The 12,062-nt window shown below is 57.9% G+C and carries 15 protein-coding genes; 3 read left to right on the forward strand and 12 right to left on the reverse strand.

The features are described from left to right. Positions 1-27 precede the first annotated feature (27 nt). From GOX75_RS00840 to GOX75_RS00880, 9 genes are all read right to left on the reverse strand, one after another. Positions 28-1,131 carry a glycerate kinase gene (locus tag GOX75_RS00840; protein ID WP_171120418.1) on the reverse strand — a complete coding sequence of 368 codons (1,104 nt, stop codon included), beginning with the start codon at positions 1,129-1,131 and terminating at the stop codon, positions 28-30. Further along, positions 1,131-1,568: a D-aminoacyl-tRNA deacylase gene (gene dtd / locus GOX75_RS00845; protein ID WP_171120420.1), complete on the reverse strand. Its 438-nt coding sequence runs from the start codon at positions 1,566-1,568 to the stop codon at positions 1,131-1,133. The genes GOX75_RS00840 and dtd overlap by 1 nt, the downstream gene beginning before the upstream one ends. Before the next feature lie 20 nt (positions 1,569-1,588). Next, positions 1,589-2,257 carry a nitroreductase gene (locus GOX75_RS00850; protein ID WP_171120422.1) on the reverse strand — a complete coding sequence of 223 codons (669 nt, stop codon included), beginning with the start codon at positions 2,255-2,257 and terminating at the stop codon, positions 1,589-1,591. A gap of 100 nt (positions 2,258-2,357) precedes the next feature. Next, positions 2,358-3,446: a TFIIB-type zinc finger domain-containing protein gene (locus GOX75_RS00855; RefSeq protein ID WP_171120424.1), complete on the reverse strand. Its 1,089-nt coding sequence runs from the start codon at positions 3,444-3,446 to the stop codon at positions 2,358-2,360. 38 nt (positions 3,447-3,484) lie between these two features. Beyond that, positions 3,485-4,633 carry an SPFH domain-containing protein gene (locus GOX75_RS00860; RefSeq protein WP_171120426.1) on the reverse strand — a complete coding sequence of 383 codons (1,149 nt, stop codon included), beginning with the start codon at positions 4,631-4,633 and terminating at the stop codon, positions 3,485-3,487. 22 nt (positions 4,634-4,655) lie between these two features. Beyond that, positions 4,656-5,612: a DUF2927 domain-containing protein gene (locus tag GOX75_RS00865; RefSeq protein WP_171120428.1), complete on the reverse strand. Its 957-nt coding sequence runs from the start codon at positions 5,610-5,612 to the stop codon at positions 4,656-4,658. A gap of 4 nt (positions 5,613-5,616) precedes the next feature. Continuing rightward, complete coding sequence (locus GOX75_RS00870) at positions 5,617-6,807, reverse strand: toxic anion resistance protein (RefSeq protein WP_171120429.1); 1,191 nt, start codon at positions 6,805-6,807, stop codon at positions 5,617-5,619. 28 nt (positions 6,808-6,835) lie between these two features. Next, complete coding sequence (locus GOX75_RS00875; RefSeq protein ID WP_171120431.1) at positions 6,836-7,750, reverse strand: 5-bromo-4-chloroindolyl phosphate hydrolysis family protein; 915 nt, start codon at positions 7,748-7,750, stop codon at positions 6,836-6,838. A 175-nt stretch (positions 7,751-7,925) separates the two neighbouring features. Further along, positions 7,926-8,816 carry a pseudouridine synthase gene (locus tag GOX75_RS00880; RefSeq protein ID WP_254428662.1) on the reverse strand — a complete coding sequence of 297 codons (891 nt, stop codon included), beginning with the start codon at positions 8,814-8,816 and terminating at the stop codon, positions 7,926-7,928. On the opposite strand from GOX75_RS00880, the gene GOX75_RS00885 reads away from it, so the two are divergent. Beyond that, entirely contained in the window at positions 8,797-9,258 is a 462-nt protein-coding gene (locus GOX75_RS00885; RefSeq protein WP_171120433.1) for a nucleoside deaminase, read from the forward strand. The genes GOX75_RS00880 and GOX75_RS00885 overlap by 20 nt on opposite strands. Before the next feature lie 21 nt (positions 9,259-9,279). Here GOX75_RS00885 and GOX75_RS00890 read toward each other — a convergent pair whose 3' ends face one another. After that, positions 9,280-9,972, reverse strand: coding sequence for a metal-dependent hydrolase (locus GOX75_RS00890; protein ID WP_171120435.1), 693 nt, complete (start codon positions 9,970-9,972; stop codon positions 9,280-9,282). A 59-nt stretch (positions 9,973-10,031) separates the two neighbouring features. Between GOX75_RS00890 and GOX75_RS00895 the strand changes: the two genes are divergently transcribed. Next, positions 10,032-10,688, forward strand: coding sequence for a ceramidase domain-containing protein (locus GOX75_RS00895; protein WP_171120438.1), 657 nt, complete (start codon positions 10,032-10,034; stop codon positions 10,686-10,688). Here the strand turns inward: GOX75_RS00895 and GOX75_RS00900 are convergent. Together GOX75_RS00900 and GOX75_RS00905 are read right to left on the reverse strand one after the other, a co-directional pair. After that, positions 10,679-11,242 carry a DUF4202 domain-containing protein gene (locus GOX75_RS00900; RefSeq protein WP_171120439.1) on the reverse strand — a complete coding sequence of 188 codons (564 nt, stop codon included), beginning with the start codon at positions 11,240-11,242 and terminating at the stop codon, positions 10,679-10,681. The two genes, GOX75_RS00895 and GOX75_RS00900, sit on opposite strands and share 10 nt — an antisense overlap. Positions 11,243-11,387: 145 nt before the next feature. Further along, positions 11,388-11,546, reverse strand: a complete 159-nt coding sequence (locus tag GOX75_RS00905; RefSeq protein ID WP_171120441.1) for a hypothetical protein — start codon at positions 11,544-11,546, stop codon at positions 11,388-11,390. Between the two features lie 227 nt (positions 11,547-11,773). Here GOX75_RS00905 and gatC point away from each other — a divergent pair, with 227 nt between their 5' ends. Beyond that, positions 11,774-12,061, forward strand: a complete 288-nt coding sequence (gene gatC, locus GOX75_RS00910; protein ID WP_170325838.1) for an Asp-tRNA(Asn)/Glu-tRNA(Gln) amidotransferase subunit GatC — start codon at positions 11,774-11,776, stop codon at positions 12,059-12,061. Position 12,062: the final 1 nt, after the last annotated feature.

Here is a 12,062-nt window from a genome sequence, read left to right on the forward strand (position 1 = left end):
TTTCTCGGTCCATTGAAAATCGTCAAACTACGTGCGGATTGCGACAAGCAAGTCCATTACGTTTGTCCCGGTCGGACCCGTAACCAGCAAGGCCCCAACCTGATCCAGATAGCTGCCGCTATCGGCGTTTTTCAGAAATTCTTCCGCTGTTGGATTCCAGGTGGCCCCATCAATCACGGCCCCCGCTGCGTTTGTCGGGCCGTCCGTTCCATCAGTGCCACCAACCACTATCGTTATGCCAGGAATGCCCGAAACCTCTTTGGCCAAGGCCAGCGCCAGCGCCTGATTGCGCCCACCGCGTCCGGGTTTTTTTGGCAGAACAACCGTTGGTTCTCCGCCAAAGACCATGACGCCTTTCGGCATGTCGCGCAGACGTTGTCCCAACTGACTTGCGACGCTCAGATAGTCATCGTGCAAGCATTCTTCATTCGCAATCACATCGCAGCCTTCTGACTTTGCGGCAGCAACCGCAGCAGCCCGGGCAATGGCGTTAGAGGCCACGATCTGAGTCGAGGCTTGAAACTTTGGTGCGTCGGGCAATGCACCAATTCCCGACCCGATGACATTCAGGTCATCGCCGGGCACGTCAGAAATCGCAAGTACAGTCGCCCTGTCGCCGCGAAAATGCGAGAGAAGCCCACCGCCCTTGATGCGCGACAGCTTGCGACGCTCGGCGTTCATGGCCGTTATGTCCAGCCCTTCAGACAGCAGCTTTTGGTTCAACTGCTCCAAATCAGCAAGCGTTTTGCCGGGGACAAGATCGTCGGCAAGCGAGGATGCACCGCCTGACACCAACAGCAGCAAATGCGAGGCAGGGCCCATCGCTTCTACTGCCTCACGTAGGGCGCGGCCCCCGTCAAGGCTGCGAGAATTCGGCACGGGGTGTGCGGCTTCTATAATCGTCACATGGTCAGGCAGATCGCGTCCGTGATCATCTTTGGTGACAACCAATGTCGGTTTAGGCCCAAAATGTTCCAGCGCGGCTCGCGCCATCGCTGCGGCGGGTTTCCCAACGGCCAGAATTTGATCGGGTGCCGCAATGCTGTCCAAGACTGCTGTGGTCGCCGCGTGCCCGCCGACTGCATCCACACCGGCTTGCCAGATGCGAATTGCACATTGTTTTTGATCCATCAGCTTTCTACCCAAATCGTGACGGGGCCATCATTGACCAGCTCCACCGCCATATCCGCCCCGAACTGCCCTGTTTCCGTTGGAACACCGAGACTACTCAACTGTGCAGCGAACACCTCGTACAGATGCTTACCAAGCTCAGGCGAGGCAGCTTCTGAGAACCCGGGGCGATTTCCGCGCGATGTGTCAGCGGCCAGCGTGAACTGACTGATCACAAGAGCGGATCCGCTAATATCCAGAACGGACCGGTTCATCTTGCCTGCATCATCCTTGAATATGCGTAGCTTGGAGATTTTGGTCGCAAGCCGCTGTGCAGACGCCTCGTCATCTTCCTGCATTGCACAAACAAGCACCATGAGGCCGGGGCCAGTTCGACCAATCACGTCGCCATCCACCGAAACCTTGGCGTGAGAGACCCGTTGTAATACTGCGCGCAATCTGTTTCTCCAAAATGTTCTTAGCCGAGCCAGTCGACAAAAGCGTCCGGGCTGGCGCGATCCGTACGAAAACCGTTAGCCGGGTGGTCTTTGTCGGCATAGCCAAAGGATATCGCGCACAGGATCAGACGGTCTTCCGGGATGTCAAAATAGCGGTGCAGGAACGGGCCATAACTTGCAACTGCCGCTTGCGGAATGGTGGCCACGCCAAGGGCTTGGGCCGCAAGCGTAAAGGCGGTGACGAACCCGCCGCAATCCATCGCCCCATAAGGCCCAAGCTCAGCCGGGCTAGACAAGATCACACAGTGCGGCGCATCAAACAGAGTAAAGTTCTCCATCATTTGTCGTGCCGAAGCCGCGCGGTCGCCACGTTCCACGCCGACGGCTTCATAAAGGGCCCACCCGCATTCTCGGCGGCGATCCCGATAGACGCCCGAATAGGATGTGGGGAAGGGCAGGTCAGGGGCTGGCGCGCCGGACATTGCCTCCTCTCGCAGGGCATTGCGAAAACGCTCGGTTTCAGTGCCGCTGGTGACCACGACATTCCAAGGTTGTGCATTGCACCAACTGGGCACACGGCCTGCGCTGATCAGGATTTGCTCGATGTGTTCCCGTGGAACCGGATCGGGGCGGAATGCCCGACAGGAGTGGCGCGCAGCCAATAGCGTGTTCAGGTCCGATAACGTCACACTGGCCTCCCCATCGGCGTCGACGGGGCGAGGATGGCGTGTGGTTTGAGGATGTTCAAGCGCTTAAACGGCGAAACCGGTCCTGATGCCGTTCGCCCGATCACTGTTGCCCAGTCGCCAGCAGATACCCAACCCCTGCCGCGACCAGCAGGCCGACAACAACCGCGATCGTGATCTTGATCGCCGACCATGGACGCTCACCTTGAACCCGACCGGTACGTCCGTTGACAACAAACCGATAGGTCTGGCCACGGTACTTGTAGGCGGCCATCCAGACCGGCAGCAGAATATGCTTGAAGGTCACATCCCGAACGTCCGTATCGACCGAATGAATGCGTTGGCGATCACCACCAATATCGAACCGAACGTCGCGTTCAATCACACGAGCCATATACCCCCGAGCCTCAGTATAACCTTCGTTCAGTTCGACGGTGTAAGCCTCAGCACGAAAGCCCGCCAGATACTCGGGTTGATAAGGTTCCAGCGCAGGTAGGTCCCAGGGTTCCAACGCATCGGTATAGCTTTTGGGCAGGGATCGAGAAGCCAGGACCAGAACGTCATCGAAAAAGCGCGCGACCTGTCCCGATTTCGGTGACCAGCGGATCTTGGCGACCTGCTGCTGCACCCGCTTTCCGTCGCGCATCACCGTGTGGGTTTCGTAATAAACCGTCCCGCGCTCGCCCCGGTAAGAGGATTGCGTATCCGCGTCGAATGTCCAGTAGGGTACGTAGATACCCTGCATCTTGCGCCCTTTGCGGGCATAGTCCTTGAGACCGTTGGGCGCGAACCACAAACGACCAAGCCAATCCCCCATCGCTTTGTGCGCGGAACGCTCGTCCAGTGCAAAGGGCAGAACACCGCGTGGCTTGATATGTCGGCTGACGCCGGTACCTGTGACCACTGGGGTGGCGCAAAACGGACATTCCGCTGCATGGGTGTCGGGGTCAAACTCGACTTGGGCTGCGCAATTGGGGCAGGTCAGAACGCGGGTTTCTTCGATTTCACCTTCCGGCAGGTTTTCTGACAGGGCGGCGTTGAAATCCAGTTCCTTCAGGGTTGCGCCGCCCCAAGGACCGGCGGCGATGCTCTGGGAATGGCCGCAATGATCGCACTTCAGCGTTCCGTCGCCCGGATTGAACCGATAGTCTGCACCGCATTGATCGCAGGGAAATCTGTGCTCTTTGGTCATGTTGCCCCCTCGTTCATCAAAAACAAACGCGGACCGGATCAGGTCCCCGGCGGAGGTGGTGGCAGGATGGTGAACAACTGAGCAAGCTCCTGAACATCGCCGGCCTTTTTCCACCCATCCTGACCTGCTGTCCAAACGTGGGTGTCGCGTGTGACTTCACCCTCGGCGGCCATGCGTCCCATCTTAGCTTTCGAAAATGGTCCGCTGGTCTGCCCATCCACGGCGATATGCCAGACATGTTCGACGGGTGGCGGCGGCGGCGGTGCCGCGTGCGCCGACGGTTGCGGGGCAGCGGGGGCGGGGCTTCCCCACGGGCCGCTCTGTTGACCCGCTGCCATGTTCGACATCTGCTGGGCCATCGCCATTCCCATGCCCATTCCAAGACCTGCGCCCATACCGCCGCCCTGACCGGGATTGTTGGCAGCCGCTGTCATTGCCTCGGCCGCTGAATATTGCGTGAACTTACCCAGATCGCCCGCCAGCCCCATTGACGTGCGCTTGTCCAGCGCCGCCTCGACCGCAGGCGGAAGCGAGATATTCTCAATGTAAAACTCGGGCATCTCCAGCCCGTAGCTGTCCAATACCGGTGAGACTTCGGCCGCGATCAGCTTGCCCAAATCCGCGGTGTTGGCGGCCATGTCCAAAACCGGAATGCCCGATCCGGCGATCACGCGGCTGAATTCCTGCACGATGATGTTGCGGATCTGAAAGCTGATCTCATCCATCGTGAATTCGCCATCAGTGCCGACAATCTCGACCATGAATTTCGCCGGATCTTTGACGCGGATTGTATAGGTTCCGAACGCGCGAATTCGGGTCGGTCCGAATTCGGGGTCGCGCAGCATGATAGGGTTCTTGGTGCCCCATTTCAGGTCGTTGAACCGGGTGGTGTTGACGAAATAGATCTCGGACTTGAACGGTGACTGGAACCCGTGATCCCAATGCTGCAGGGTTGTCAGGATCGGCATGTTGTTGGTCTCAAGCATATAAAGGCCCGGCGTGAACACATCCGCCAATTGTCCTTCATGCACGAACACGGCGGCCTGACCTTCGCGCACGGTCAGTTTGGCCCCGTATTTGATCTCATGACCTTCACGCTCGAACCGCCAAACCATTGTGTCGCGGGTGTCATCGACCCAGTGAATGACGTCAATAAATTCGCCGGTCAGAAAATCGAAAATACCCATTTGGGGTCTCCTTTCAGGGGGCTCAGAGCGGCTGGCCCATTAATTCGCGTGCAATAATCCGGACCACCGGGCGCGCGCTATCCACCGTCACGCCGGGTTCGAGGCGCGGATCATACAGCATGGTCAGAAGCTTTTCGTCATGGCTGGTCAACAGCGCAAATTCATCATCATCGTTGAAAATCGAAGGCCGCGCTGCAGGGCTGTCGTTCGACAATCCCAACCCTTGTGCAATTTCTTCGTGGATGCAGCTACGACGCAGCAATTCCGGCAACTCGGTTCGGATCAAGGTGACGGCACGCACGTATTTATATGGTGAAGAACTTGTGGCTGAGGCAAAGACGAAACAGTCGATATTCGCGCGCGGATTGGCAACCAGTTCCAGCGAGGCCTGACTGATATTCGGGATCAGTTCTTTCAGACGGGTCACGACGTAGGCGCTGTCATCCTTGCCTGCGAAAAAGACGTGAAAGTTTGCGCGGCGATTCACGACCGAGATCGGGTGCCCGGTCAGTTTTGCCAGCCGTGCGGTAAAGGATTCAACCTCGGTTGCATCTTGCGTGCGTGTGGCAGGCAAGACCGAGGGACCGAACTCTGTCTGTACCCTCACAGGCCCCGACCAGCGACTGAGTTGCCCGTCTGTCTGCCGGGACGATGCTGCGACCGCGTGATCGGGATATTCGCTGTAGAAAGCGATAGCTTCAAAGTTCCGCGCCAAGTCGTCTGCATCGAACGGGGTGTCCGGCCCGCCGCCATCGGTGCGTAGCAAACCGCGTGTCAGCAGATCACGCTCAACCCGTTCATAAAATCGCGCAAGGTCCTGGCTTGCGGCAGACGGAGCGACATAGGCATTCGCCGCAGGTGCTGGGGGCGCAGGCCGCGTTTCAGGGACGACGGAAGACGTCAGTGTCTCATCACAATTGGCCAGCGCCAACAGCGAAACAATGCCCAGAACAGCTTTTGGAAATCCCGGTCTCCGCATTCGGTTATCCCGGCACAGCGTTGCCGGCGTTGTCGCCAGTGCCGTCCTTGCGTGCTTTGGCCGAGGCCAAAGTATCGCGCAACTCGGCCTCCATCTTTTGCAATTCTTGTTCCGCGGCTGCGCGTCGCGCTTTGCCTTCGTCTGCAATTGCCAGGCTTTCGTTAATCGTCCCGATCAGGTCGGCATTGGCCTGTTTGACCGCTTCGATATCAAATACGCCACGTTCCATTTCCTCGCGGATCATCTTGTTCGATTGCCGCAGGTTGGCCGCGTTGGATGTCAGCAACTCGTTGGTCAGATCATTCGCATCCCGCACAGCCGAGGCTGCTTCCGCGCTGCGCTGGATGGTGACGGCCTGCGCAAGTTGAGTCTCCCACAGCGGGACGGTGTTTACCAATGTCGAGTTGATCTTGGTTACAAGCGACTTGTCGTTTTCCTGCACCAACCGGATCGAGGGCAGAGATTGCATCGTCACCTGCCGCGTCAGCTTCAGGTCGTGGACCCGGCGCTCCAGATCGTCACGGGCAGCGCGCATGTCGCGCAATTCCTGCGCCTTCATCACCTGTTCTTCTTCGGGCGCGGCGTTAACTTCCGCTTCCTTTTCAGGAATGTCATGGCTGTCCAGCTCGGTCAGCTTTTCTTCGCCAGCGGCGATGTAAAGCGCAAGTTCGTCATAGAAACTAAGCGTCTTTTCATACAGTAAATCCAGCGACTTGATGTCCTTGAGCAACGTGTGTTCATGCCCCAGCAAGTCGTCGGTGATCTTGTCGATTTGGCCCTGGACCTCTTCGTATTGCGCGGTGAACTTTGCAAATGGGGCCGCTTTTCCGATCAGCTTTTCCCACCAGCTTCTTTCACGGCGCACATCCAGTTCACTAACCGAGAATCCCCGGATCGTGGTGACGATATTGCGCAGGCTGTCTCCGGCTGGGCCGACGTCCTTGTTTCGTACGTCTGCCAGCATCGCCTGGCTGATTTCCTGCAACTCGGCCTGGGCGGATGAACCGAACGCGACAATCGAATTCGTGTTGTCCATGTCAATCTCGTCCATGCGTTTGCGAATTTCCGCGCTGACGGGTTCATCTGCTTCTTCCAGCGAAACCACTTCGGCTGCAGGTTCGGGCAGCGCGACGGCCGTTACTTCCTGCACAAGCGTTTCTGCTTCTACCGCCTTGTTCTTGATCTCATTGGACATTTGAAATCCTTTCTCAAAAAATGGCCGGTCAATCCAACCGAACCCCTTCGCGCTGCAACCTTTCGCGCAGCACGTCAATTTCAACAGTCAGGTCGCTGCGGTCATCCAAAAGCAATTTACGGGTTCGCGCCGCGAAATTCTGTTCAAGATCATCCAAAAGGGCCGAATAGTCAGCCAATGCCTGCGCGTCGCGGGTACGTGCATACACATCAGCAAACTTAATCGTCGCATCCCGCGCGCCCTGTAAATATACAGTCATGTATTTGCGCGCCCCGGCCAGATCGCGGGGGTCTTCTTCGACGGTTCGAAACAAATCTCGGGCGGTGTCCTGAAACTGTTCCACGCGGGCCTCGATCCTTCGGTCGCCGGCGCGCTTAATGGCGTCTGTCATCTCAGTCAGGTGCTGTTCGGCATCTTCTACAACCCGCGCAACGCGGTCTTGCTGGAATGTGTCGACGCCTTCCATCCCTTTGTCTGAAAGCGGATCAAACCCGAAGGAAACCGAATGCAATACCGTCGCCACACAGCCAAACAGGATTGGCGCGATCAAGCTGACCTCAGACGCAGAGGCCGCGTCCAAAAATTCGGAACGATAGGAGGCCAGCGCTGCGCCGAGGCCGGTGAGAATACTTGCGAAAATTTTTCGTGGAAATGCGGGCTTTCGCGCAACGCGGCGCGCGTTATACGCGGCTTCGGCGCGCAGGCCTTCACGCAAAAGGAACGCTGCCGCAGTCAGAACGCCCGCCGCGATCAATCCGATCGTCATTCCAACCGCGCCATCGTTGAGCGATAGGAACACCAGCGGCACGGCAGGCAGGAAAAGCAGGTTTGCGCGCGCGCCCGCAGGTTCTACGCGCGCGCCGTCGAATTGACCGCGCGCGGGTTGGTCTGGCTGAGAAGCGTCGCCCTGAGGACTAAATTTTCCGCCATAGCGTTTGGCCATCTGCTCACAAGCCCCCAAGTACGCCGGTGCAAACACCGAAGAGCAGTACAAGTAGGACCACATAGGCCAGTTTTTGTACTCCGGTCCCGGACATGACGCCCCCCAAAGACTTTCCTACTCGAAAATCTAGGGCAAGAGACCCTGCGAAGCTAGGGGGAAGGTTGTTTAACTGGCGTCACTTGCGAGGTTTCTTGCCGATGGGCGCACGTTTTCTTTGCGGCCGCGTGGGGCGTTTGGCCGGAGTTGCGGGATCAGCGTCTAAACCAAGTTGGTCGCGCATCACGCGGCGTCGGATTTCTTCGACTTCGCCGGGCTTTAGATTGCCCAGTTGGAATGGGCCATAAGATACGCGCAACAGCCGGTTCACGGCATAGCCGATATCCTCCATCGCGCGGCGAATTTCGCGGTTCTTGCCTTCACGAAGACCGATTGTCAGCCATGCGTTTGCGCCCTGTTGACGGTCCAGCGAGACATCCATCGGCAGAAACCGTTCGCCGTCGATCACCAGACCCTTGCGCAGGGGGGCGAAGTCTTCGTCCTTGGGGCGACCATTCACCCGCACGCGGTAATTGCGCAGCCAGCCGGTCGAGGGCAGCTCCAGCTTACGCTTGATGCCGCCGTCATTCGTCAGCAGCAGCAACCCTTCTGAATTCAGGTCCAGCCGTCCGACACTCATGACGCGGGGCATGTCCTCAGGCAGGTTGTCGAAGATCGTCGCGCGGCCCTTTTCGTCCCGTGTCGTCGTCACCAGACCCGGTGGTTTATGATAAAGCCACAGGCGCGACGGCTCGGGTTCGGACACCGGCTTGCCGTCCACGGTGATCTTGTCTTTGCCGGTGACGTTCAGTGCGGGGCTGGTGATGGTCTTGCCATTCACGCTCACACGACCGGCTTCGATCATGCGTTCGGCTTCACGGCGCGAGGCAACGCCCGCGCGGGCAATCACTTTGGCGATCCGGTCGCCGGGAGGAGGGGTTTTGCTCATCCGCAGCCCATAGCGCATCCCGTTGCCTTGCGAAAGACGCGTTTCTGATGCAGTCAAAGGCATGGAGTTCAGATCATTCATGAATATCGCACTGCAAGAGGCACGCGCCGCGGCAGACCGGGGTGAGGTTCCAGTGGGGGCCGTGATTGTCGCAGGCGATCGCGTCGTGGCCGCAGCAGGCAACCGCACGCGCGAGATGAACGACCCGACTGCACACGCCGAAATCCTTGCCTTGCGCGCAGCCTGTGCCGCTGTTGGGTCCGAGCGTTTGCCGGATCATGACCTGTACGTCACGCTGGAGCCTTGTGCGATGTGTGCGGCGGCTTTAGCTGCGGCGCGTATCCGGCGGATCTACTACGGCGCGGCTGACCCGAAATCGGGTGGCGTGGCCCATGGCGCGCGGGTTTTCACCCATTCGCAGGCGCACCATGTGCCCGAAGTCTATGATGGTATCGCAGCGCAGGAAGCTGCCGAACTGCTAAAGGCATTCTTCGCGGCGCGTCGGGGGGATGTGCCGGGCTGAAGCCCGGCCTATAGGTTTTTTTTATAACTTGATGGGCTGCATCACTTCGGGCTCGATTACATCGACGCCGGGCAAGCCCTCGACCAAAGGCCGCGCCGATTGTTCCAGAATCGGGAAAGTCTTGTAGTGGCAGGGGATCACGGTCTTGAAGTTGAAATAGCGCTTGGCGGCGTAAGCTGCGCCCTTCATGTCCATGGTAAAGTGTCCGCCTGCCGACAGAATGCCGATGTCGGGTTTGTAATAATCCCCCATCCAGTCCATGTCGGCCATGATATCTGTGTCACCTGACACATATAGCATGTGACCATCCCCCGCGATCATGAACCCGACCTCGCTGCCGCCGGTACGCAGTCCGTCGGGTGTGGAAAAGGTCGAGCTATGCGAGGCCGGAACCATCGACACCATCACCCCGTTCAAGTTCACAGTGCCGCCTTTGTTGAAGCCTACGGTCTCAATCCCCTCGGACTCGCTCCAGTACCCCATCAGGTCGTACTGACCCACAACCGGAACCTTGAGTTGTTTGGCCAGCGAGACTACATCGGCCACGTGGTCGAAATGCGTATGTGTCAGAAGGATATGCGTCGCGCCGTCAAGGGCCGCGTCGTGCTGATCCTCGGGCAGAACGGGGTTACCGGTCAGCCAAGGGTCGATCAGCAGCACTTGCCCTCCGGTCTCGATGCGGAAACTGCCGTGGCCCAGCCAAATGATATTCATGAAAAAATCCTCCGAAACAGACTGTTGGCATTAACCTAGCATCGGCTATGTAAAATTTCATGGATTGGTTTCGGGAAATTGACGGATATTGCGAGAGATTGTCGCCCGACTATTGGGCAGAGCCGATCAATGCGGTGACAAACGCCGCATTTATCGTCGCCGCTTTCATCATGTGGAGGCGGGTGCGCGGGCAGGGGATGCCGCTGGCAGTGGCATTGGTGGTGATTCTGGCCGCGATCGGATTGGGCAGCTACCTGTTTCACACCCATGCGCAGGTTTGGGCAGCACTGGCGGACGTGGCGCCAATCCTGCTGTATATTCTGGTCTATATATACGCGATCAATCGCGACGTCTGGCAAATGCGTCCGCTTTATGCCGGTGTCGCCACCGCGCTGTTTGTACCCTATTCCACTGCGACAATCCCGGTCTTTCAACTGGTGCCCGGTCTGGGCGGGTCGGCGGCTTACGCGCCGGTTCCGCTGCTGATCCTGATCTACGCAGTCTTCCTGCGCCGTAGGTTTCCCGAGACGGCAGCAGGGCTGGCGTTTGGTGCTGTGATCCTGATTGCCTCAATTACGTTCCGCGCACTGGATGAACCGATCTGCGTTCAATTCGAAACTGGAACGCATTTCATGTGGCACATCTTGAACGCGACCATGTTGGGCTGGATGATCGAAGTATATCGCAGGCATCTGAAACGAACGTCTCAGGCCTGAAAAGCAGTGGCAAGGTTTGCGGGCAGGTCAAATTCTTCCAGCACACGTGAGCGGCCTTCGGCTGACATCTTGCGGGCTGTCTTTTCGACAATGCTTTGAATTTTTTCAGCCGAATGTTTGGCAGCGAAAGGGGCAAAATACCATTTTAGGAAAACGAAGCAGATCACGTCCTCAAGTGCCTGAACCTCGTCATCGCGCTTGAGTCCCTGTTTGCGCAGCATCCGACCGGCCGCTTCGGTATCTTCGGCGCCATATTCGCTCAGCTCCATTAGGCCCATGACAATCTCGGCATGATGCACGCCCTGCGCTTTTCGCCAGGCCAAATATCCTGCACGCCCTTCCGGGAATTCGGTACGCGCCAGTTTCCAGCGTTCAACGTGCTGACCGCGCGCGGCAATTGTCAGCGCATCCGAGGCGTCCGGAAATAACCTGTCCAGCTCGGCACTCATGCGCTGACCATAGAGCAGGGCGGCGGGCTGGCCGTCTTCCAGATTGGGGTCCTTGGCGTTGGCCGCATCTATTGCGTCCAGTACTGCTTGCTTGCGGGGGCTCATTGGGTGCTCCGTTGTTGTGCCGGTTCAGCGGTCATGTCTGGCCGTATATCCAAAGCTACCCTATCGAGTTGCCGAGTTGCGTGCAGCAGCCAAATGAATTTTCGGGCCGGGGAGAGGAGTACCCGGCCCGGACGAAGCGGGCAAATTAGCTGGCAGGCTTCGCCTTATCTTGTGATACCGGTTCCGAGACCTGATCGGGGAAGCTCAGATCTGGAAACATGCTGTCCATTGTTGGCCCAAACGCATGGGCTTGCGCGGCAAGAACCGTGGTTGCCAATACAAAGGCAGTCATGAGGGTTTTCATCGTCTTACTCCGGTGATGGCTGTGTCGTGTTATTGAAATGAACAGTTCAGTTTACTTTTTCAAGATCAAAAGTGAACTAATCGGTTTACTTTTTCACATACCCGATATGCAAAAATGAATGATCACCCTGGAAAACTCTGCGCCGTAGTCTCAGATCAGCTAAGCGGTGCCCTTGCGACCGAAGCATCAGACAGGTAAACGCCCCCTAACGCATATGAGGTTTTCCGATGTCGATTGACCAAAGCACTGCCGCAAAGGTGGCTAAACTGGCCCGGATCAAGGTCGAGGATGATGCGCTGCCTGCGCTGGCATCCGAATTCAACACCATCCTTGGGTTTATCGAACAGCTTAACGAAGTGGATGTCGAAGGCGTCGAACCGATGGTCTCGGTCGAGCCGATGCGCCTGAAACGTCGTGAGGATGTGGTCACCGACGGAAATCAGCAGGACAAAGTTCTGGCCAACGCCCCCGACGCGCGCGAGGGCTTTTTCGCAGTCCCCAAAGTGGTGGAGTAAG

It is taken from the genome of Ruegeria sp. HKCCD7251 (genome assembly GCF_013031165.1).
In the GTDB taxonomy this organism is placed as follows: Bacteria; Pseudomonadota; Alphaproteobacteria; order Rhodobacterales; family Rhodobacteraceae; genus Ruegeria.

Coding starts and splice junctions, on each gene's coding strand:
- GOX75_RS00840 (WP_171120418.1), bottom strand. CDS start 1,131: ATGGATCAAAAACAATGTGCAATTCGCATCTGGCAAGCCGGTGTGGAT.
- GOX75_RS00855 (WP_171120424.1), bottom strand. CDS start 3,446: ATGACCAAAGAGCACAGATTTCCCTGCGATCAATGCGGTGCAGACTAT.
- GOX75_RS00860 (WP_171120426.1), bottom strand. CDS start 4,633: ATGGGTATTTTCGATTTTCTGACCGGCGAATTTATTGACGTCATTCAC.
- GOX75_RS00865 (WP_171120428.1), bottom strand. CDS start 5,612: ATGCGGAGACCGGGATTTCCAAAAGCTGTTCTGGGCATTGTTTCGCTG.
- GOX75_RS00870 (WP_171120429.1), bottom strand. CDS start 6,807: ATGTCCAATGAGATCAAGAACAAGGCGGTAGAAGCAGAAACGCTTGTG.
- GOX75_RS00875 (WP_171120431.1), bottom strand. CDS start 7,750: ATGGCCAAACGCTATGGCGGAAAATTTAGTCCTCAGGGCGACGCTTCT.
- GOX75_RS00885 (WP_171120433.1), top strand. CDS start 8,797: ATGGAGTTCAGATCATTCATGAATATCGCACTGCAAGAGGCACGCGCC.
- GOX75_RS00880 (WP_254428662.1), bottom strand. CDS start 8,816: ATGAATGATCTGAACTCCATGCCTTTGACTGCATCAGAAACGCGTCTT.
- GOX75_RS00890 (WP_171120435.1), bottom strand. CDS start 9,972: ATGAATATCATTTGGCTGGGCCACGGCAGTTTCCGCATCGAGACCGGA.
- GOX75_RS00895 (WP_171120438.1), top strand. CDS start 10,032: ATGGATTGGTTTCGGGAAATTGACGGATATTGCGAGAGATTGTCGCCC.
- GOX75_RS00900 (WP_171120439.1), bottom strand. CDS start 11,242: ATGAGCCCCCGCAAGCAAGCAGTACTGGACGCAATAGATGCGGCCAAC.
- GOX75_RS00905 (WP_171120441.1), bottom strand. CDS start 11,546: ATGAAAACCCTCATGACTGCCTTTGTATTGGCAACCACGGTTCTTGCC.
- gatC (WP_170325838.1), top strand. CDS start 11,774: ATGTCGATTGACCAAAGCACTGCCGCAAAGGTGGCTAAACTGGCCCGG.